Annotated in this window: 16 protein-coding genes and 1 pseudogene; 4 read left to right on the forward strand and 13 right to left on the reverse strand. The window is 67.5% G+C overall.

The window, feature by feature from the left end; translation table 11 throughout:
• The 6 genes from ACESLR_RS01250 to ACESLR_RS01275 form a co-directional block, all read right to left on the reverse strand.
• On the reverse strand, window positions 1-464 hold a 464-nt coding region (locus tag ACESLR_RS01250; protein ID WP_373054733.1), incomplete at its 3' end, for a phosphatase PAP2 family protein.
• The gene (locus tag ACESLR_RS01255) at window positions 439-1674 is read right to left on the reverse strand and encodes a glycosyltransferase family 4 protein (RefSeq protein WP_373054734.1); all 1236 of its coding nucleotides are present in this window, start codon (window positions 1672-1674) and stop codon (window positions 439-441) included. The genes ACESLR_RS01255 and ACESLR_RS01250, both read right to left, overlap by 26 nt.
• 23 nt (window positions 1675-1697) lie before the next feature.
• Window positions 1698-2441: a lysophospholipid acyltransferase family protein gene (locus tag ACESLR_RS01260; protein ID WP_373054736.1), complete on the reverse strand. Its 744-nt coding sequence runs from the start codon at window positions 2439-2441 to the stop codon at window positions 1698-1700.
• Between the two features lie 4 nt (window positions 2442-2445).
• Entirely contained in the window at window positions 2446-3261 is an 816-nt protein-coding gene (locus ACESLR_RS01265) for a GNAT family N-acetyltransferase (protein ID WP_373054735.1), read from the reverse strand.
• A gap of 160 nt (window positions 3262-3421) precedes the next feature.
• A complete protein-coding gene (locus tag ACESLR_RS01270) occupies window positions 3422-3835 on the reverse strand; it encodes a rhodanese-like domain-containing protein (RefSeq protein WP_018146120.1) in 414 nt (137 codons plus the stop codon).
• A gap of 137 nt (window positions 3836-3972) precedes the next feature.
• Entirely contained in the window at window positions 3973-6006 is a 2034-nt protein-coding gene (locus tag ACESLR_RS01275) for a thioredoxin domain-containing protein (RefSeq protein WP_373066589.1), read from the reverse strand.
• 103 nt (window positions 6007-6109) lie between these two features.
• Between ACESLR_RS01275 and lgt the strand changes: the two genes are divergently transcribed.
• From lgt to ACESLR_RS01290, 3 genes are read left to right on the forward strand one after another with little or no spacing between them, the layout of a single operon-like run.
• Window positions 6110-6925, forward strand: coding sequence for a prolipoprotein diacylglyceryl transferase (lgt, locus tag ACESLR_RS01280; RefSeq protein ID WP_373066592.1), 816 nt, complete (start codon window positions 6110-6112; stop codon window positions 6923-6925).
• Between the two features lies 1 nt (window position 6926).
• Window positions 6927-7745: a thymidylate synthase gene (locus tag ACESLR_RS01285; protein WP_373026077.1), complete on the forward strand. Its 819-nt coding sequence runs from the start codon at window positions 6927-6929 to the stop codon at window positions 7743-7745.
• A 17-nt stretch (window positions 7746-7762) separates the two neighbouring features.
• Window positions 7763-8257, forward strand: coding sequence for a dihydrofolate reductase (locus tag ACESLR_RS01290; protein WP_373026078.1), 495 nt, complete (start codon window positions 7763-7765; stop codon window positions 8255-8257).
• Between the two features lie 230 nt (window positions 8258-8487).
• Here ACESLR_RS01290 and znuB read toward each other — a convergent pair whose 3' ends face one another.
• The gene (gene znuB / locus ACESLR_RS01295; RefSeq protein WP_373026079.1) at window positions 8488-9309 is read right to left on the reverse strand and encodes a zinc ABC transporter permease subunit ZnuB; all 822 of its coding nucleotides are present in this window, start codon (window positions 9307-9309) and stop codon (window positions 8488-8490) included.
• A complete protein-coding gene (locus ACESLR_RS01300; protein ID WP_373026083.1) occupies window positions 9306-10085 on the reverse strand; it encodes an ATP-binding cassette domain-containing protein in 780 nt (259 codons plus the stop codon). Before ACESLR_RS01300 ends, znuB begins: the two co-directional genes overlap by 4 nt.
• Before the next feature lie 98 nt (window positions 10086-10183).
• Here ACESLR_RS01300 and ACESLR_RS01305 point away from each other — a divergent pair, with 98 nt between their 5' ends.
• Complete coding sequence (locus ACESLR_RS01305) at window positions 10184-11275, forward strand: zinc ABC transporter substrate-binding protein (RefSeq protein WP_373026081.1); 1092 nt, start codon at window positions 10184-10186, stop codon at window positions 11273-11275.
• A 125-nt stretch (window positions 11276-11400) separates the two neighbouring features.
• Here the strand turns inward: ACESLR_RS01305 and ACESLR_RS01310 are convergent, their stop codons facing one another.
• From ACESLR_RS01310 to tpx, 5 genes and pseudogenes are all read right to left on the reverse strand, one after another.
• Window positions 11401-11760, reverse strand: coding sequence for a diacylglycerol kinase (locus ACESLR_RS01310; protein WP_373054329.1), 360 nt, complete (start codon window positions 11758-11760; stop codon window positions 11401-11403).
• Window positions 11761-11784: 24 nt separating this feature from the next.
• Window positions 11785-15327 (reverse strand): annotated as a pseudogene (locus ACESLR_RS01315) (PAS domain S-box protein).
• A 31-nt stretch (window positions 15328-15358) separates the two neighbouring features.
• Complete coding sequence (locus ACESLR_RS01320; protein WP_373024068.1) at window positions 15359-17731, reverse strand: PAS domain-containing protein; 2373 nt, start codon at window positions 17729-17731, stop codon at window positions 15359-15361.
• 251 nt (window positions 17732-17982) lie between these two features.
• Window positions 17983-19491, reverse strand: a complete 1509-nt coding sequence (gene gcvPB / locus ACESLR_RS01325; protein WP_373024067.1) for an aminomethyl-transferring glycine dehydrogenase subunit GcvPB — start codon at window positions 19489-19491, stop codon at window positions 17983-17985.
• A gap of 83 nt (window positions 19492-19574) precedes the next feature.
• Window positions 19575-20102, reverse strand: coding sequence for a thiol peroxidase (tpx, locus tag ACESLR_RS01330; RefSeq protein WP_373024066.1), 528 nt, complete (start codon window positions 20100-20102; stop codon window positions 19575-19577).
• Between the last annotated feature and the right edge of the window lie 65 nt (window positions 20103-20167).

Raw genomic sequence — 20167 nt, forward strand, 5'->3', positions numbered from 1 at the left:
ACATCGCTGGGATAGTGCAGGGCCAGCACCAGCCGCGAGGCGGCCACCAGCGCCGCGAACGGCACCACCAGCCAGGCCCAGACCGGGAACCATGCCACCAGGACCACGGTAAAGCCCACCGCGTGCATGGTGTGACCGGAGGGAAAGCTGAACTCGTCCAATGGATCCACCGTGCGCGCGAACGGGCGATCGCGATGGCAGGGACGGCGCCGGCTGGTACGCCGCTTCAGCCACTTGTACACCGGCAGCGAAACCAGCCCCACCACGGCCATCTGCAGGCTGACCCACGCCGCCTGCGACCCATGAACCAACGGCAGGGCAAGCATCAGCCCATACCAGATGGCCCCGTCGCCCAGGCGGCTGATCCAGCCAAAGAACCCGCTGACGACGCGGCGCCGATTGTAATGGTTGAACTGCTCGCAGATCGCCAGCTCCAGTTCATCCATCCATTGCAGGACTCGCATCACGCGGCTCTCCCAGGATTTCCAGACAAACCGTTTCGAACTCGGCCACGACCTCCACCCAATCGAGACCCCGCGCCCGGGCCCGGGCATGTCGTCCCATCTCGTGCCAGGCTCCCGCCAATCGGGCGATTTCCACAGCGGCCTCGATGAAGGCCATGGCGTCGACGCCCGCCTCCCCCGTCCGTGGCACCCGCGCCCCGCTCACGCCGTTGACGATGTGTTCATGAGCGGCGGCGGTATCGAAGGCCAGCACCGGGAGCCCGCTGGCCATGGCCTCGATTACCACGTTGCCGAAAGTCTCGGAGGTGGACGGGAACAGGAACAGGTCGGCACTGGCGTAGTGCTGGGCCAGGGCCTGGCCCAGCTGCTGCCCGGTAAAGATCAGATCCGGATGCGCCCGCTCCAGGCCGGCGCGCGAGGGTCCGTCACCCACCAGTACCAGGCGGGCCTCGGGCCGTTGCTCCTGCAGGGCGCGAAAGGCGTCCACGACCAGGGCGAGGTTTTTCTCCGGCGCCAGACGGCCCACGTACAACACCACCGGCATGGACGTACTGGCGCCCCACTGCCGACGCAGGCGTGACGAGCGGCGTGCCGGCGTAAAGCGGCGGATGTCGACACCGCGGGCCATCACCCGCACGCGCTCGAACCCCTGCGCCGCCAGGGTGGCGGCCAGTGCCCGCGTGGGAGCCAGCGTGACGCCGCAGCGGTTGTGAAAGCGTCGCAGCACGGCCCGCACCACGGGCGTCAGCCAGCCCATCCCGTAGTAGCGGGCATAGCCGTCGAAGTGGGTATGGAATCCCGACGCGACGGGGATTCCGAGGCGCCGCGCCGCCTGCAGGGCGGAGTGCCCCAGCGGGCCCTCGGTGGCGATGTACACGGCATCCGGTCGGTTCTCGGTCCACAGGGTCTGCAACCGGCGCCGGGCGGGGAGACCCAGACGCAGACCGCTGTAACCCGGCAGCGGCAGGCCCGCAAGCCGGTGGTCACGGAACACCGGGTCGTCGGGATCCTCGCGCGGAGCCGCCGGCTCGCCCGGTTGCTGCGGGCGGAACACCTGCACGCGATGACCACGGTCACGCATCCCCTCGACCAGCCGCGCGAGGGTATGCGCCACGCCATTCACCTCCGGTGGCCAGGTCTCGGTCACCAGGGCAAGGTTCAGACGGGTGCGGGAGGGGCGGGGGCATTCGGTGCCGGATCCGGACATCATGCTGCCCCCCTCCCCGCCCGTCGCTATGAAGAAGCGCGGGCGGTTGCCCGCCCCGAAGGCGGATCGACCGGCAGGCCGAGCACATCGACAATGGCGCTGCGGGCGCCGTCGGCCAGACTGCGCCGATCCTGGTTGGCGGATTCCAGCGGGGCCAGAAGATGCAGGTCCACGTGCGTCTCGCGTCGACACAACAGCTTCCAGACATTCGAGATCAGGCGATCGTCTTCCGCGTAGGACACCGGCACCGGGCCGTTCGGCATGCCTTCGTAGGCCAGCGCCACCGGCTGCACCGGATGCTGGGTGCCGGCCACGGCCGCAAACAGTCGCGGATGAAACCGGCGCACGAACTCGCCGCGGCTGGTCGTGCCTTCCGGGAACACCACGAACTGCAGGCCCTCGTCGAGCCCGTCCCGCATCGCCTCGAAGTGGGCCGACGCCTGATTGGCCCCGCGTTCGATGAAGCGGGTGTCATGCTGACGGCCGAGCCAGCCGATGATCGGCCAACGCGCGATCTCCGCCTTGGAGAGGAAACAGGTGTCCATCGCGGTGCCGATCAGCGGGATATCCAGCCAGGAGACATGGTTGGCCACCACCAGTGACGTACGCCGGGGTTCCTCGCCATGGATCCGGAGCCGCACACCCACGATCCACAGCGCGCGGTCGTACCAGGCGCGGCGGATGCGGCTGCGTTCCGCGAAGTCGGCGTCACGGCGGACCATCCACCAGGTCAGCCAGACCCCCGCCAGCATGTGCAGCACGATGCGCATCAGCCTACCCAGTGCCCGCGGTGTTCCGGTCATGCTCCGTTCCTCGGCTTGCGGGCGCCATAGCGCCCATGAAGTGCCGATGGTAACGGTCCGGCATGGCGCGCACATCCAGCAGAACGAGCACGTCGGCCACGTTGAAGTCGGGATCGAAACTGGCCTCGCCACAGACCCGGGCGCCCAGGCGAAGGTAGGCTTTCAGCAGCGGCGGCAGCCCGGTACGACTGGGCGTGCCATGGCAGATGGTCAGGGCGTTGGGCAGCGGGCGGCGCGGCGCCACCCGCAGACGTGATGGCGCGCGATGGAACAGGCGTAGCCAGGCCAGCTGGGCCGGCGTCTGCTCGCTCAAGGGCAGGCTCGCACAGCCCATCAGATAGTCGTAGCGATGGGCGTTCATGAACCGCGCCAGGCCGGTCCACAGCGCATTGATCGCGGCCCCCTGGCGATGATCCGCGCGCACGCAGGTGCGGCCGATCTCCAGGGTCTTCCCCGGGAGATTCATCAACGGGCCCAGTTCGAATTCGGACAGCGAGTAGAAGCCACCGGCCGTGCTGGCGCTCTCCTCGGTCAGGATGCGCGTGCAGGCAACCACCGTTCCGGAGCGCCGTTCGCGCACCAGCAGGTGATGACAGTAGGGGTCCAGGGGATCCCGGTCCAGACCGGACCCGGTATCCGGAAGCGCGGCCCCCATCTCGCCGGCGAAGACCTCGTGGCGCAGGCGCTGGGCCGCCTCGAGGTCCGACGGGCTGGACGCGAGATGGACGCGGTAGGCGGTGTCGTTCGGCGCGATCGGTGTAGGTGGGGACAGCTGCGGTTCGCTCATGGTGGCGACCTCCGGTTGAACTGTCCCGGAGACTACGCCGCGCGGTTGACCGCTCCGTGTAGGAACGATGACACCCGGATGAATCTGCCGCCGGAACAAAGTCCGTAAACGGCTCCGTTCGAGGCGGAGGCCCCTCTGCCCCCCGCCCCACCAGCCCTTACTACGGCAGCGGGCCCGTGTAGGCGCCGGATTCCACCGGCAGGTCCTCGCCTTCCCAGCTCTTGATCCCGCCGGCGATGTTCACCACGTTGGTAAAGCCCATGTCCTGCAGTCGCTGTACGGACATCGCGGCACGGCCGCCGGTTGCGCACATCACGGCCACCGGCTTCTCGCGCGCGTTCACCAGCGCATCAATGCGGTGCGGGGTGTTGGGATCGGCGGCACCCTCCAGCAGGCCGCGCGGGACGAGGATGGAATTCGGCGCGTGCATCTTTTCGAACTCGTAGGGCTCGCGCACATCCACCACCAGCCAGTCCTCGCCGTTCTCCATCTTCTCGGCGAGATCCGCCGGGGCGATCTCCTTCACGTTCTTTCGCGCCTCGGCGACGAAATCCATCAGCTTCTTCTCGCTCATTCGAACATTCCCTTTTGCAATGAATCGGTCAATTTCCGCAGGAGCCTGCTTGCAGGCGAACGTCCAGCCAAAGCCGGAATTCGCCTGCTCCTACATGGGGGCTGACCTATTCTACCGCGGGTGCGAGACGGGGCGATTCAACCTCGCACGAGTGCGTCTTCCAGCGCAGCAGGATCGGACACCGGCGACTCGCATCGCAGGCCGCGGCAGAGATAGGCCCGAACGCCCGTCTCCGGAGCCGCCTTCTCCGCCAGCGCGGCGGGCAGGTCCCCAGCCGCCGCCGGGATCGCGAAACTCCAGACCGGACCTGCCTGCGCCCGCAGTCGCTGCTGCCACGCGGGAAGTTCGTCGGCCGCCCCCCGCAGCACGACCAGGGCCGGCGCCTGGTAATGGATGTCCAGCGCGGTCAGCAGGCTCATGTGGCCCAGTGGCGCCTGTTCGACCATCGGGCCGGCGTTCGCCAGCGTGCGTTCGGCCGCCTCCAGGTAGCGGGGTTCGGATAGCAGGAACCCGAGTTTCTGCAATACCTGAGCGGCGGTCCCGTTACCGGCCGCCATGGCATCGTCGGCATAGACCTTCGGGCGCTGGATCAGGGCCTCGTGATCCCGGGCGGTGAAGAAGAAACCGCCCTGTTCGCGGTCCTCGAATTCCTCCAGCAGGGTGTCGGCCAGCGTGGTGGCCCAGGCCAGCAGGTCGCTGTCCCACTCGGCCTCCAGCAGCGCCAGCGTGGCCTCCAGCAACAGGGCGTGATCGTCCAGGTAGGCGCGCGGCATCGCGCCGGTCGCCCCCTCGCGCACGCTGGCGTACAACCGGCCGTCGCACCACAGACGCTCGCGCACGGCGGTCATCGCCTCGCGTGCCAGGCGCAACCATTCCGGGCGTTCCAGTGCGCGCGCGGCCCGCGCCAGGCCCGAGATCATCAGGGCATTCCAGGCACCCAGGATCTTCTCGTCGCGATGCGGCCGCACCCGGTCCTCGCGCGCCGCGAGCAGGCGTTCGCGGGCCCGGTCCAGGCGCGAGTTCGCCTCCGCCTCGTCGATCCCCAGCGCATCCGCGACGGTCGCCGCCGGTGCCACCTCGTGCAGATGCCAGCACCCCTCGAAATTGGCCGGGCCGTTCAGTCCCCAGACCCGGCTGGCGACGGCCCACTCGTCCTCCGTCAGGAGCGCTTCGACCGTCTCCGGGTCCCAGACATAGAAGCGTCCTTCCTCGCCTTCGGAGTCCGCGTCCAGGCTCGAATAAGAGGCTCCCGAGGGATCCCGCATCTCGCGCTCCAGCCAGGCGACCGTCGACTCCACCACCCGCCGCGCGCGTTCGTCGCCGTGCGCGGCGCGCTGGGCGTACAGCCCCAGCAGCGGCCCGTTGTCGTAGAGCATCTTCTCGAAGTGCGGGATCATCCAGCGGGCATCCACCGAGTAGCGGCAAAAGCCACCGCCCACCTGATCGAAGATCCCGCCGGCGGCCATCGCACCCAGGGTACGGGCCAGCATGCGCTCCGCCTCGGCATCGCCATGGCGCGCGGCATGCCAGGCCAGCCACTCGAGCGAGGCCGGGTGGGGAAACTTGGGTGCATCCCCAAAGCCGCCGAACGATTCGTCGAAGGTCTTCGCCAGTTCCGCGCGCCCCTTGTCGACGACACTAAGCGCCGGGATCGCGCCCCCCGCGGGGCGGTAGATCCGGCCCAGGGCTTGCTGCAGCGACTCGTTCTGGCGCTGGATCTCGTCGGGGTGCTCGGCGAGGAAATCGGACACCCGGGTCATCAGATCCACGAACGACGGCAGGCCATGGCGCGGGGTGCTCGGGAAATACGTCCCGGCGAAGAACGGCACCTGGTCCGGCGTGAGGAAGACCGTCAGCGGCCAGCCACCGGGGCGCTGCGACAGCAGCATGTGCGCGTTCTGGTAGATGCGATCGAGGTCCGGCCGCTCCTCGCGGTCCACCTTGATGCTGACGAAGCGTTCGTTCATCACCGCGGCGGTGTCCGGGTCCTCGAAGGACTCGTGCGCCATCACGTGGCACCAGTGGCAGGCGGAGTAGCCAATCGACAGCAGGATCGGCTTGCCCTCGCGGCGCGCACGTTCCAGCGCCTCCTCGCCCCAGGGATACCAGTCCACGGGATTGTCGGCGTGCTGCAGCAGATACGGGCTGCTGGCCCCGGCCAGTCGATTCATTGCGCGGCCTCCTGGAAAATGCATCCGGCTGCCCCCCCATGCAGGTGCATGCCGGGGTCAGGCCGGGTAGCATGTGCACCCGGTTTTTCATCCGCAAGCGCCCATGCCCACACACCCGTTTATCGACCCGGTCGCGTTGTCCATCGGCCCGCTGACCCTGTACTGGTACGGCCTGATGTACCTGGTCGGCTTCGTTGCCTTCTGGGCCCTCGGGGTCTGGCGCACCCGCAGCCGTGACTGGGACCCTCTCCACCCCTGGCAGGTCGGCGACCTGCTGTTCTGGGGCGTGGTCGGCGTCGTGGTCGGCGGTCGCTTCGGATATGCCCTGTTCTACAACCTGGATACCACGCTGGCCGACCCGCTGAGCCTGTTCCGCATCTGGGAGGGTGGGATGGCCTTCCACGGCGGGCTGGCCGGCGTACTGGTTACCTGCTGGCTGTACGCCCGCGCGCTCCGCCAGCCGTTCTTCCGCCTGACCGACTTCATCGCTCCCCTGATCCCGATTGGCCTGGGGGCCGGGCGCATCGGAAACTGGATCAACGGCGAGCTGTGGGGCAAGCCCACCGACCTGCCCTGGGCAATGGTCTTTCCGGCCGCGGACTACACTCCGCGCCACCCCTCGCAGCTGTACCAGGCGTTCCTCGAGGGGCTGGTGCTGTTCGTGGTGCTTTGGGTCGTCTCGCGCCAGCCACGGCGTACCGGACTGATCTCCGGGCTGTTCCTGACGCTCTACGGCAGTTTCCGGTTCGCGGTCGAGTTCGTCCGCGTACCCGACGCCCACCTTGGCTACCTCGCCTTCGACTGGCTCACCATGGGGCAGCTCCTGACCCTGCCGGTGATCCTGTTCGGCGTTGCCCTGATCGTCTGGTCGCGGCGCAACCCCCTGCCCGCACCCCGCCCGGCCCCGGAGGCCTCCTGAGATGCAGCAGTACCTGGATCTGGTGCGGCACATCCGCGACCACGGCACCGACCGCCCCGACCGAACCGGCACCGGCACGCGCTCGGTGTTCGGCTACCAGATGCGCTTCGACCTGGCCGACGGCTTCCCGCTGGTCACCACCAAGCGCACCCACCTGCGCTCGGTGGTCCACGAACTGCTGTGGTTCATTGCCGGCGATACCAATGTCGGGTACCTGCGCGACCACAAGGTCCGTATCTGGGACGAATGGGCGACCGAGGCCGGTGACCTGGGTCCTGTCTACGGCGCGCAGTGGCGCAACTGGGCCGGCCACGACCAGCTCGCCGAACTGATCGACAACCTGAAGAATCGCCCCCACTCCCGGCGCCACATCATCAGCGCCTGGAACGTGGCCGACCTGCCGGACGAATCCGTCTCCCCACAGGCCAACGCGGAGGCCGGGCAAATGGCCCTGGCGCCCTGCCACACCCTGTTCCAGTTCTACGTGGCCGAGGGCCGGCTTTCCTGCCAGCTCTACCAGCGCAGCGCGGATGTCTTCCTCGGCGTGCCGTTCAACATCGCGAGCTACGCCCTGCTGACCCACATGCTCGCGCAGGTGGTCGGTCTGAAGCCCGGCGAGTTCGTCCACACCTTCGGCGACGCCCACCTCTACCGCAACCACCAGGGGCAGGTCGAAGAACTGCTCGGGCGGGAACCCCTGCCGCTGCCGACCCTGCACCTGAATCCGGACATCACCGACCTGTTCGCCTTCACCTTCGACGACATCGAGGTGCGCGACTACCAGTCCCACCCCCCGATCAAGGCCCCCATCGCCATCTGAGCGTTTCCGGAGTTCGCATGCCCCAGCCCCAGATCCACCTGATGGTCGCGCTCGATCCGGATCACGTGATCGGACGCGACAACGACCTGCCCTGGCACCTGCCCAAGGACCTGCAGCACTTCAAGCGGGTCACCGATGGCCACCCGATGATCATGGGACGGCGCACGTTCGAATCCATCGGACGGCCGCTGCCGAAACGCCGCAACCTGGTGCTGACACGACAGACGGACTGGCACGCGGATGGCGTCGAGGTCTATCGCGATCTGGATGCAGCGCTGGCCACCATCAAGGCCGGCCCGGCCTTCGTGATCGGCGGCGCCGGCCTGTTCGAGGAGGCCCTGCCACGCGCCGACGTGCTGCACGTGACCCGGGTGCACGAGTGCCACGCCGGCGACACCTTCTTTCCCGCCCTCGACCCCGCGGACTGGGATGTCGTCTGGTCCGAGTACCACGACGCCGACGAACGCCACGCCTGCCCCTTCACCTTCGAACGCCTCGAACGCCGCCGCTGACCGATCCCCGGCGCCCTTTTATTCAGATACGAAAAAAGCCAGGTCAAGGGCGTTAACAGGAAGATGGGAAGATTTGAAGAATGATGTGAATCAGGGCGAACCGGCGCGCACAGACCCGCGCCGCAGGCACAGTCCCATTTCAGAATCCTTCCAGACTTCCTTTCTTCCTGTGCAAGCTTTTTGGTTTTGACCTAGGGTCTCTTCGTGTCTTTGTGGTGAGTAAGGGGTTTTCAGCGCCCGCCGAAGTGGGGGATCAGGCGGCCGGGCAGCAGGTGGACCAGGATGAAGCCCAGCATTGCGGCGACCACGATGGTCGGGCCGGTCGGGGTGTCGTACTGGAAGGAGCCCCACAGCCCGGCCCCCACCGCCAGCATGCCGATGATGCCGGCGAGGATCGCCATCTGCTCGGGGGTGGCCGCAAAGCGCCGCGCGCTGGCCGCCGGGATAATCATCAGCGCCGTGATCAGCAGCACGCCGACCACCTGCATCGCCGCCGCGATCACCAGTGCGATCAGCAGCATCAGACCCAGCCGCACCAGCAGCACCGGCACACCCTCCACCTGGGCAAGTTCCTCGTGCACGGTCAGCGCCAGCAGCGGGCGCCACAGCATGACCAACAACAGCAGGGCCACGCCCCCGCCAATGGCGATGGACAGCAGGTCTCCGGTCCCTACGGCGAGGATGTCGCCGAACAGGTAGGCCATCAGGTCCACCCGCAACCCCTCGATGAACGTCACCGCGACAATCCCCAGCGACAGGGCACTGTGCGCGAGGATCCCAAGCAGGGTGTCCGAGGCCAGTTCCTGGCGCCGCTGCAACAGCACCAGCAGGATGGCAATCGCCACGCACACCAGCGTGACCATCAGGTTGAGATTTAGCCCCAGCAACACACCCAGCGCGACGCCCAGCAGCGCCGAATGCGACACGGTATCCCCGAAATAGGCCATGCGGCGCCAGACCACGAAGGCCCCCAGCGGACCCGCGACGGCGGCCACCATCAGCCCCGCCAGCAGGGCACGCATCAAAAAATCGTCAAGCAAGCCACCCATCATCGGGAGTCGCTCCCCGGACCGGGCCGGCGGGCATGGCCGCAGCCGGCGTGATGTTCGTGCACATCCCCGGCCACATCGTGCACGTGGTCGTGATCGTGCCTGTAGACCCCGATCCCCTGCATGTCCGTCTCCGGAAACAGGCGCTGGTACTCGGGATGCCGCGACACCTCCTCCGGCCGGCCAGTGCAGCACACATGCTGGTTCAGGCAAATCACCGCGTCGGCCCCGGCCATGACTAGATGCAGGTCGTGCGACACCATCAGCACCCCGCAGCCGGTCTCGTGGCGGATGTCATCAATCAGCTTGAACACCTCGCCCTGGCCGACGATATCCACCCCCTGGGCGGGTTCGTCCAGCACCAGCAGGTTCGGTCGATTGAGCAGGGCGCGCGCCAGCAGCACCCGCTGCATCTCGCCGCCGGAGAGCGACTGCACCGGCTTGTGCAGCAGATGCGGCACGCCGACCCGCTCCAGGCCTTCGCGCAGGACGGCCTCCGGGGCCCGCTGGCGCAGCGTCAGGAAACGCCGCACCGACAGTGGCAGCACCGGCTCGATCTGCAGGCGCTGCGGCATGTAACCGATACGCAGCCCGCGTCGGCGCTGTACCCGGCCCTGTCCCGGCTTCCACAGCCCCAGCAGGACCCGCAATAGCGAGGTCTTTCCCGCCCCGTTGGGGCCGATCACCACGGTCACCTCGGCCGGGCGCACCTGGACCGAGACATGGTCCAGGATCACCCGTCCGGCGCGTTCCAGTGACACGTCGCGGGCCGCCAGCAAGGGTGATGCATCGATTTCCGCCGCGGCGGGCTCGGTGGGGTCTTTGCGACTCATATTGATATACTATAACGTTAATGGCCCCGATGGAGAATCCGCCGATGCGTTCCGCAGTCCGCCGCCCGACCGTGCCCGCCCTGTTGCTGGCCCTGACGTTGCTCCTGGCACTGGCCACACCCGCACAGGCCGACGACAGTCCGCGCATTGTCACCTCGATTCTACCCATCCACAGCCTGGTTGCCGCGCTGGCCGGCGACACCCACGAGGTCGAACTGCTGGTCCCAGCCAGTGCCTCGCCCCACGGCTACGCCATGCGGCCCTCCGAGGCACGACGCCTGCAACAGGCCGACCTGATCATCTGGGTGGGTCCGGAACTGGAAGGCTTTCTCGAGCGCCCACTGCGCGGGATCTCCGAGCGGGCGACCGTGATCAGCCTGATGCACGACCTGGACCTGCCCCTGCTGGAGGGCCGTAGCGGCGGGGTATGGGAAGGCCATCATGACCATGGCGACCATGGGCATGACGATCACGGCGATCACGGACATGACCGTCATGCCCACGACGATCACGACGGACACGAGGATCATGCACACGAGCATGACGACGGTGCTCACGGGTCGGATCATCACGGACCCGCGCATGACGACAGGAACGGGGATGCACATGGCGATTACGACAGTCACCTGTGGCTGTCGCCGGCCGTGGCACGTGCCATCGTCGAACAGCTCGCGGAGCGCATCGCGGAACTCGATCCGGAACAGGCCGCAAGGATCCGGGACAACCGGGACCGCCTGCTCCAGCGCATCGACGACCTGGATACCGATCTCGCGGCGCAACTGGCCCCGGTACGCGACCAGCGCTTCATGGTATTCCACGACGCCTACCAGTACTTCGAACGGCACTACGGCCTGGACGCGGCCGGCTCCATCAGCGTCGATCCGTCACGCATGCCGGGGGCCCGCCGGTTGTCCGAGCTGCGCACGCGCCTGGCCGAGGGCGATATCCTATGCCTGTTTACCGAGCCGCAATTCCGCCCGGCGCTGGCAGAGACCGTGGCCGAAGGTACCGGCACCCGGCTCGGCATACTCGATCCGATCGGTGCCGAGCTGGAATCCGGCCCGGACGCCTGGTTCCACTTGATGCAGGGCATGGCGGACGGCTTCACCGACTGCATGGCGCATAACGGCTCCTGACGGATACGCATCCCCACCTTCGGACACCGCGCATCGCCGCTCCACCCTCCTGTGCCGTCATCCCGGAAACCGCACAGCGGTTCTCCGGACGAACGCAGGGAAAAGGCCCGGATGCCCCACCGCGGTCAGAGCAGGATCAGCCCCCACACCAGCGCCGCCAGGAGGAAACTGACCAGCACCGCGGCCGAGGCCATGTCCTTGGCGCGGGCCGACAGCGGATGGCGTTCGTCGCCAAACCGGTCGATTGTCGCCTCCACCGCGGAGTTCAGCAGTTCCACGACCAGGATCAACAGGACGCTGCCAGCGAGCAGTGCCCGCTCCACTCCGCTCTCGCCCAACCCGATCGCCAGCGGCAGCAATACCGCCAGTAGCGCCAGCTCCTGACGAAACGCAGACTCGTGTTGATATGCGTCGCGCAGCCCGCGCCAGGAATACCCAAAGGCATGCAGTACCCGACTCAGGCCACGCCGGCCACTATGCGCCACCCGGATTCCCCTCGGTGCGCCCGGTCATGCGGCGGGCGGCGGCGCGAGGGCCGCCCGGTTGCGGCCCTCGCGCTTGGCGCGGTAGAGCGCCTCGTCGACGCGCCGCAGCAGCTCGCCGCGCGGCTCTCCGGAATGGAATGCCGCCACGCCGAGGCTCACGGTCACCTCGCCCACACGGGGAAAGGCACGCCCGGCCACTCGCGACCGGATTAACTCCGCCACCCGGGCGCCTTCGTTCGCTGCGGCGCCCGGCAGCAGGACCATGAACTCCTCGCCCCCCCAACGTCCGAGTACGTCCACGCTGCGCAGGCGCTCGCCCGCGACCCGGGTCACTTCCTGCAACACCACATCCCCGGCGGCATGGCCATAGGTGTCGTTGACCTTCTTGAAGTGATCGAGATCGAACATCACCAGCGCAAACCCCTGTCCATATCGCTCGGCACGCCGGACTTCGCGGTCCAGCAGGCTTTCGAAATACCGCCGGTTGGCAACCCCGGTCAGGCGATCATAGAAGGCCTGACGCTCGAGTTCCGCCTGGTTGCGTTCCAGCTCCTGCTGCGTGGCCTTCAGCTCGGTGATATCGACCGCCGTGCCGGCCACCCGGGTCACCCGACCCTCGCTATCCGCAATCGGATAGCGGCGGACCCGAACCCAGCGCTGCTCGCCGGCCGGGCGCCGTATGCGGAAGGTCTCATCGGCCGTTACGTCGCCGAAAGTCCCGGAAAGGAACACCGCCTCCACCCGGTCGCGGTCCTACGGATCCACGGCGTCCAGCATCGCGGCCGAGTCGCGGTACAGGTGCTCACGGCTGTATCCCCAGACCCGCTCGTAGGCCGGATTGACGTACAGGATCGAATGCTCGTCCTGCAGCCAGAAGACCTCGTTCACGGAGCCGGCCAGTTGCCGGAAACGCGCCTCGCTCTCGCGCAGGGCATCCTCCGCGGCCTTGCGTTGAGAAATGTCGCGCAGGATGGTCGAAACTTGCCGCACCTGCCCGTGATCATCACGGCTAACAATGATCACCTGGGACACAGGCACCTCGCGGTCCTCCCCATTCAGCACGGCGGTCTCGCCCTGCCAGATACCCTCGCGCATTGCGGCCGGGCCTGCCTCCTGCAGGATATAGTCCGCGGCCCAGGGCGGATGAAACCGCCGGATCGTTCCCTCCAGGGACCCCACCTCGGCCGGCAGGCCCTGCGTGTTCCATCCAGTCTCGGGATCCCACGGCTCTCCGGGAGCCGGTGGCAGCCCGAACAGTTCACGCCCTCCCGCATTCAGGAACAGCATGCTGCCGTCCGGGTCGTGCATGCCAACCACATCGGGCGTGCGCTCCAGGATCCCGACCAGACGGCGAAGGTTTTCCTCCAGCGCACGGCGGGCGGTCACGTCCTGCACGGTTCCGATCAGGCGTCGGGGCTTGCCGCCGGCATCGCGCTCGACCGCGCCACGCTTGTGGACCATGCGCTCAAGGCCATCGGGCCGCAGAACCCGGAAATGAATGTCGTAATCCCCGGTCTCCAGGGCCGATTCCACCGTGGCGGCCACGCGGTCCCGGTCCTCCGGGTGCACGGCCTGCAGGAAACCCGCGTAGTTCGCCTCCCGATCCTCCCGGCGCAGGCCGAAGATGCGGTAGGTCTCCTCCGACCAGCTTGTGCGGTCCTCCTGGATCCTCCAGACCCAGCTCCCCACGTGCGCGATGCGCTGCGCCGCAGCCAGTTCCTCGCCACGCTCGCGCAGGGTCTCCTCCATCGCCACTTGCTCGGTAATGTCGATCATGACCCCGTGCCAGACGATGCTGCCGTCCCGGCGCAGTGCTTCCGGCGTCGCACGGCCCTCGACCCAGAGCGTCCCGCGTATCGGGTGACGGACCCGGTAACGCACCTGCCAGGGCCCCAGCTTGCGCGCCGACTTCTCGATGCTGGCCTGGATGCGTGGAAGATCCTCGGGGTTGACCCGGGCAAAGGCCGCATCGGCATCCGCCTCGATGATGTCCGGAGACAGTCCGTAGACCCGCCGGGCCCCCTCGCTGACGAACGGGAACTCATGGCGACCATCCGGATACAGGCGGTACTGGTAGATGGCGCCGGGAAGATGACTGGTCGCCTTGAGCAGGCGGGCCTCGCGCTCGCGCCGCGCGGTCTGGTCCTGGAACGACACCACCGCGCCGTCAACGCGACCCGACACATCAAACGTGGGTGCGGTAAAGACACTCACGGGAAACAGGGTCCCATCGGTACGCTCGAAGTGATCGTCCCAGGCCTCCAGCGGTTTACCGGTCTCGAGGACGCGGTAGATCGGACAGGCCTCGGGCGGATAGGGTGTCCCGTCCGCCAGCGTGTGATGGTTGGTCGAATGCGCGTCCCGCCCGAGGGCATCGCCTTCGTTCTCGAAACCGAGCAGACGGCAGGCCGCCGGGTTCAGGAAAGTATAGCGGCCATAGCGATCCAGCCCGAACACCCCTTCGGCCAGGCTGCCCAGCAGGCGCGTCTGGAAGGCCTCGGCCGCCCGCAGCTCGGTGACATCCTCGATCACCCCGTCGAACACGAACCGGCCATCCGCATCCTCGGTCCGGTAGGCGGTGATCCGGGCACGGAAGGGCCGTCCCCGCAGGGTCCTCAGGTCCACTTCGCGACCGACGACCCGCCCATAGGCCTCGAGCTCGCGACTGAACGCCTCGCGCTCGAGCGGATCGCGGTAGAGCTCGTGGACCGGCGTCGAGCGCAGTTCGATCTCGTTGGCGGCCTCGAACAGGTCCACCATGGCCGGATTAAGACGGACAAAACGGCCCTCCGGCCCCGGGGTGTTGCGGTAGACCCCCACCGGGAGGCGACCGAAGGCCACGCCGTAGAACTCCAGTTCGTGTTCGTAGCGACGGGCCTCCGACACGTCATGGATGATCGAGTAGAGGTACCGGTTCCCGTCCAGCAACACCGGGCCCGAGTACACCTCGACATCGCGAATCTCGCCCCCGCAAATGCGGTGGCGAAAGCGGAAGAAGCGGCGTTCCTCGCGCGCCGCCCGCTCCATCTCCGCATGCACCTCGTCCGCCGAACCGGTATTGATGTCCTGGATGCACATGCGCTTCAGCGTCTCGGCCGAATAGCCGTAGAACGACTGCGCGGCCGGATTGGCATCGATGATCCTGCCGTCTACGGGGTCGATCAGCAGCTTCGGGGCGGCATTGGCGGTAAAGGTCTGTTCGTAGACCTGGGCGGCGGAGTCCCCCGGCGACCGGCGCTGGACGGTGGCAAGCCGCCCGTCCGGGTCGGGCGCCAGCACCAGCGTGCAGGCAACCGCCGTGCCCTCGTCGACGTTCGGCGCCCTGAGCGAAAGCTCCAGGGTCACTTCCGCCGAGCCGGAGCGCGCGAGGGCGTCGATCAACGCCTTGTTCTGCCCTTGCGGCACACAATCGGCCAGCCGTACACCCTGGAGGTCTTCCACCGCGCAGCCCAGCCATTCCGCCAGGCGCGCGTTGGCCGCATGGATGCGCCCACTGGCCTCCAGAAGCACCAGCCCCACCGCGGCCCGGTGGAACAAGCCCGCGCCTGCATGCTCCGCAGGATCCATCAAACCTCTCCCGGGAGGGTAGCGGTTGGCGTCAATCCTGCCATACCACCCGATTGCGCCCCGAGCGCTTGGCCCGGTACATCGCGTCGTCCGCGCGCTTGGTCCAGTCCTTGATGGCCTCGCCGCGGCGACACTCGGCCACCCCCAGGCTGATGGTCACGTGCCCCACATGGGGCAACTCCAGCGCGGCGATCTGACCCCGCAGATCCTCCGCCAGGCCGCAGGCCGCAGGAGCGTTGGTGCTTGGCAGCAGGACCATGAACTCCTCGCCGCCCCAGCGTCCCAGCACATCGGACTGGCGCAGGCGTTCTCCCGACACCGTGACGACCCGGCGCAGGACCTCGTCCCCGACATCGTGGCCATGAGTGTCGTTGATCCGCTTGAAGTGATCCAGGTCCAGCATCACCAGCGAACAGGGATCGCCGTAGCGCTCCGCCCGCCGTGCCTCCTGTTCCAGCAACGCCTCGAAATGGCCCCGGTTGGCGGCATCGGTCAACGGGTCGTAAAAGGCCTGGTACTCCAGCGCGGCCTCCAGTTCCTTCTGCCGGGAGATGTCATGAAACATGGCGATGTAGTACTCGATCGCCCCGCTGGCATCGCGGATCGCGGTGACGATCTCGTGCAGGGGGAAGATCTCCCCGTTCTTGCGCCGGTTCCATACCTCGCCGGACCAGTAGCCACGCGCGTGCACGGACTCGAACATCTCCTGGTAGAAGCTGCGGTCCTGCAGCCCCGAGTTCATGATCCGGGGATTGCGCCCTACCGCATCGGCCTCGGTGAAGCCCGTAAGCTCGGTGAAGGTCGCGTTGACGCGCTGAATCGTCCCCTCGCCATCGGTGATGAAGATCGCCTGACTGCTGTCGAAAGTCGCCGCGAGCAACCGCTGCTCCTGCTCCAGGTGGTGCCGCTCGGTGATGTCCTGCACGGTCCCGATCATGCGCAGCACGCGGCCATCCGCGTCGACCTCCACGTAACCACGTTCGTGCACCACGCGCTCCTCCCCGTCGGCACGCAGCACGCGATGCACGGTATCGAAAGAGCCTCCCTCGGCCAGCGCCGCATCCACCTCGGCCTGAACCCGGTCGCGGTCCTCCGGATGAACCGCCTGCAGGAAGGCGGCGTGCGTCCCGCCCCACTCGCCACGTCGCATCCCGAAGATCCGGAAGACCTCGTCGGACCAGCGGAGCTCGTTGCGGGAAAAGTCCGACACCCAGTTGCCGATATGCGCAATGCGCTGGGCCTCGGCCAGTTCGCTCTCGCGCAGATGAAGCGCCGCCTCCGCCCGCACCCGCTCGGTGATATCCAGGATCACCCCGAACCAGAGGACACTGCCGTCCTCCAGTGCCTCGGGGCTGGAGTGCCCCTCGACCCAGATTTCGCCACGCCCGGGGTGGCGCACGCGATAGCGCTGGCGCCAGGGCTCCAGGCAGCGCATGGAGGCCTCGATGCTGGCGACAACCCGCTCGACATCATCCGGGTGGATGACTTCGAAGGCAGGGCTGGCATCATGCCTCACGGCCTCGGGCGTCACGCCGTATACGTCAGCCATGCCCTCACTGGCATACGGGAGCGACGCCCGGCCATCCGGGTACTGACGGTACTGGTAGATCACCCCGGGCAGGTTGTGGGCGATCTTCTCCAGGTGGCGCTCGGTCTCCTCCCGCGCCCCCACGTCCTGGAAGGCACCCACCAGTTCGACGACCGCGCCCTGACCGTCGCGGATCGCGGTAACCTGATCCTCCAGCCATTGCCAGTGCCCGCTGGGCATGCGCTGGCGATAGCTCAGGCGACAGAATCCGCGCGCACCCTGGGCCAGCCAGCGCTTCACCTGTCCGGTGCAACGCCGGTAATCCTCGCGGACCCGATGGGCCTGCAACCAGTCCGGCTGGCCGGTAATCTGCTCTGGCGTCCAGCCAGTAACGGCCTGCACGTTGGGACTGAGCCAGGTCATGGTGCCGAAGTCCGAGGGGTCCATGGCGTAGATCACGGCCGGACTGGCGCGCAGCAGGGTCTCGGTACGCTGCTCCGTCTCCTTGCGCACGCCAATATCGGCGACCGCCACGAGCAGGGCTTCGGGGCAGTCCGCGGTGGCCGGGATCCGGCTGACCGTCAACTCCACCCAGCATGCCTGGTCGGTGGCGTCCAGCAGACGCGCCTCGAAGCTGCAGTTGGCGCATTTGCCGTTCAGCAAGGCATGACGCCGGTCCTCGAAGCGATCCCGATCATCCGGGCAGACATGCGCTTTCAGGAACGCATCGGTCAGATCCGCCGGGTCACAGGCCAGCAGGGCGCCCAGGCGGGGATTGGCGCGCAGGATGCGCCCCTCGGTATCCATCTCGGCCAGCCCCACCGGCGCATGCTCGAACAGCGCCGCATAGCCATGGATGGCACAAATTTCGCTCATTGGGGAACGCATCCTTGCCCGTCTGCGCCCCTCTCGAGGGAGGCTTCGTCGACACTCAATCACGTGTCGGCTGCCCGCGGGCCTGGCAGCACGTGATTAGACCGGGTCCAGAAACTACCAGATAACCCGTCCGGTTTCCGCTTGACCCCACAAAAACGCGTTTACTTACCTGCAAAACGGAACCGCCCCCGGGATGCGGGGGGCGGTTCAGGACGGAGCAGGAAGCCCCGGGGCTGGCCCGGGAACTCCCGTCAGCCGTGTGTACCGGTTCGCGGCGCGCGGGCATCCCCGTCCTCGGCGGGCTGGAACACAACGTCCAGCGCCTTGGCTGCGGCCACCTCGTTGAAGCGCCGGTTCGGCAACGTGTGCGGCGCGCTCTTGATGGTGTCCATGTCGTTCTCCGACTCGGCGAGGATGCAGGCCATCGCCTCGACAAAACTGTCCAGGGTCTCCTTCGACTCGGTCTCGGTCGGCTCCACCAGCAGGCACTCCGGCACCAGCAGCGGGAAGTAGGTGGTCGGCGCATGGTAGCCGTGGTCGAGCAGGCGCTTGGCCACATCGCCCGCAGTCAGTCCACGTTCCTTGGCCTGCTTCTTCATGGTCACGATAAACTCGTGGGTGGCACGGCGCTTGGGATAGGCCAGGTCGAACCCGGCTGCGGCCAGTTCGCGCGCCAGGTAGTTGGCATTCAGGGTCGAGAATTCGGAGACCCGCACCATGCCCTCGCGCCCCAGCATGCGCATGTAGATATAGGCCCGCAGGAGCACACCGGCGTTCCCGGCAAACGCGGACAGGCGCCCGATGCTCTGCGGACGATCGGATTCCTCGGCAAAGCGGTAGCCGCCCTGCTCGGCTTCGATCACGTGCGGGATCGGCATGAACGGCAGCAGGCGTTCCGCCACGCCCACGGCACCGGAACCCGGTCCACCACCGCCATGCGGCGTGGAGAAGGTCTTGTGCAGGTTCATGTGGATCACGTCGAAGCCCATGTCGCCCGGACGCACCTTGCCGAGGATGGCGTTGAGGTTCGCGCCGTCGTAGTACAGCAGCCCGCCGGCGTCATGGACGATCTTCGCGATCTCGGAGATGCGCCGCTCGAACACGCCCACGGTGGACGGATTGGTCAGCATGATCCCGGCCGTCTGCGGACCCACAGCGGCCTTCAGGGCCTCGAGGTCCACGTCGCCGGTCTCGTCGGTGGGGATCTCGCGCACCTCATAGCCGCACATGATCGCGGTGGCCGGGTTGGTGCCGTGCGCGGCATCCGGGACGATGATCTCGCGGCGCTCGGTGTCGCCCCGGGCATCGTGGTAGGCGCGGATCATGGCCACCCCGGTGTACTCGCCCTGGGCGCCGGCCATCGGGGCCAGCGACACGGCCTTCATGCCGGTCACTTCCTTCAGCATGTCCTGCAGCTCGAACATCGTCTGCAGGAAGCCCTGGCTGTGGCTGGCCGGGGCGTGCGGATGCCGGTTCAGGAACCCGGGCAGCATCGCCAGGCTGTTACAGGCCCGCGGGTTGTATTTCATCGTGCACGAGCCCAGCGGATAGAACTCGGTGTCGATGGAGAAGTTCTTCTGCGACAACCGCGTGTAGTGCCGCACCACGTCCAGTTCCGAGGCGGCCGGCAGACCCGGCGCGGACGTGCGCTGCAGGTTCGCGGGGATCCGGGTCGCGGCATGGGCGCGCGGCGCCTGGGCCACGGCCGAGCGGCCGGCACGGGAACGTTCGAAGATCAGATTGGCGTCTGTGGTACTCATAGCGGTTTCTCGCTTGCGTATTCGGGTGACGGCGACCGGGCACGGGGGCCCGGCCGCCGGCGGCGCGGAGGGACTCCGGCCGGTTACTGGGTCGGGCTCAGGTTGGCCCGGTCATCCAGGGCCGCGAACGCGGCGTCGTAGTCCGGCTCGTCGCCGATCTCGGAGACCAGCTGGGCGTGCATCACCAGGTTGTCGGTATCCAGCACGACCACGCCACGGGCGGTGATCCCGGCCAGCGGGCCGTCCTGGATCAGCACGCCGTAGTCCTTGGCGAAGTTGCGATCGCGCATCATCGACAGCACGGTCACGCGCTCCAGGTTCTCGGCGGCGCAGAACCGGCTCATCGCGAACGGCAGGTCGGCGGAGACGATCAGGACCTCGAGATCCGGACGACTGGCAACCATCTCGTTGAACTTCTTGGTGGAGTCGGCGCAGACCGGGGTATCCAGGCTGGGCACGATGGAGATCAGCTTGCGCTTGTCGCCGAAGTCGGCCAGCGAGACGTCCTGCAGATCCTTGTTGGTCAGCTTGAAGTCCGGGGCCGGCGAGCCCACGTGCGGCAGGTCGCCGTTGGTGTTGATCGGATTACCTTGCAGCTTGATTTCGGCCATGATTGCCTCCCGGCTTGGTGTGTATGGCGCGTGGTGTCGTTGACCGCGGGGAACCGAGTGCCGCC

The sequence above is a fragment of the Thioalkalivibrio sp. genome, assembly GCF_041685615.1.
Classification (GTDB): Bacteria; Pseudomonadota; Gammaproteobacteria; order Ectothiorhodospirales; family Ectothiorhodospiraceae; genus Thioalkalivibrio.

What these genes read in the sequence shown, in the direction of transcription:
- ACESLR_RS01305 (WP_373026081.1), top strand. Translation starts at nt 10,184, where the DNA reads ATGCGTTCCGCAGTCCGCCGCCCGACCGTGCCCGCCCTGTTGCTGGCC.
- znuB (WP_373026079.1), bottom strand. Translation starts at nt 9,309, where the DNA reads ATGATGGGTGGCTTGCTTGACGATTTTTTGATGCGTGCCCTGCTGGCG.
- ACESLR_RS01320 (WP_373024068.1), bottom strand. Translation starts at nt 17,731, where the DNA reads ATGAGCGAAATTTGTGCCATCCATGGCTATGCGGCGCTGTTCGAGCAT.
- ACESLR_RS01285 (WP_373026077.1), top strand. Translation starts at nt 6,927, where the DNA reads ATGCAGCAGTACCTGGATCTGGTGCGGCACATCCGCGACCACGGCACC.
- tpx (WP_373024066.1), bottom strand. Translation starts at nt 20,102, where the DNA reads ATGGCCGAAATCAAGCTGCAAGGTAATCCGATCAACACCAACGGCGAC.
- ACESLR_RS01265 (WP_373054735.1), bottom strand. Translation starts at nt 3,261, where the DNA reads ATGAGCGAACCGCAGCTGTCCCCACCTACACCGATCGCGCCGAACGAC.
- lgt (WP_373066592.1), top strand. Translation starts at nt 6,110, where the DNA reads ATGCCCACACACCCGTTTATCGACCCGGTCGCGTTGTCCATCGGCCCG.
- ACESLR_RS01270 (WP_018146120.1), bottom strand. Translation starts at nt 3,835, where the DNA reads ATGAGCGAGAAGAAGCTGATGGATTTCGTCGCCGAGGCGCGAAAGAAC.
- ACESLR_RS01275 (WP_373066589.1), bottom strand. Translation starts at nt 6,006, where the DNA reads ATGAATCGACTGGCCGGGGCCAGCAGCCCGTATCTGCTGCAGCACGCC.
- gcvPB (WP_373024067.1), bottom strand. Translation starts at nt 19,491, where the DNA reads ATGAGTACCACAGACGCCAATCTGATCTTCGAACGTTCCCGTGCCGGC.
- ACESLR_RS01290 (WP_373026078.1), top strand. Translation starts at nt 7,763, where the DNA reads ATGCCCCAGCCCCAGATCCACCTGATGGTCGCGCTCGATCCGGATCAC.
- ACESLR_RS01255 (WP_373054734.1), bottom strand. Translation starts at nt 1,674, where the DNA reads ATGATGTCCGGATCCGGCACCGAATGCCCCCGCCCCTCCCGCACCCGT.
- ACESLR_RS01260 (WP_373054736.1), bottom strand. Translation starts at nt 2,441, where the DNA reads ATGCGCATCGTGCTGCACATGCTGGCGGGGGTCTGGCTGACCTGGTGG.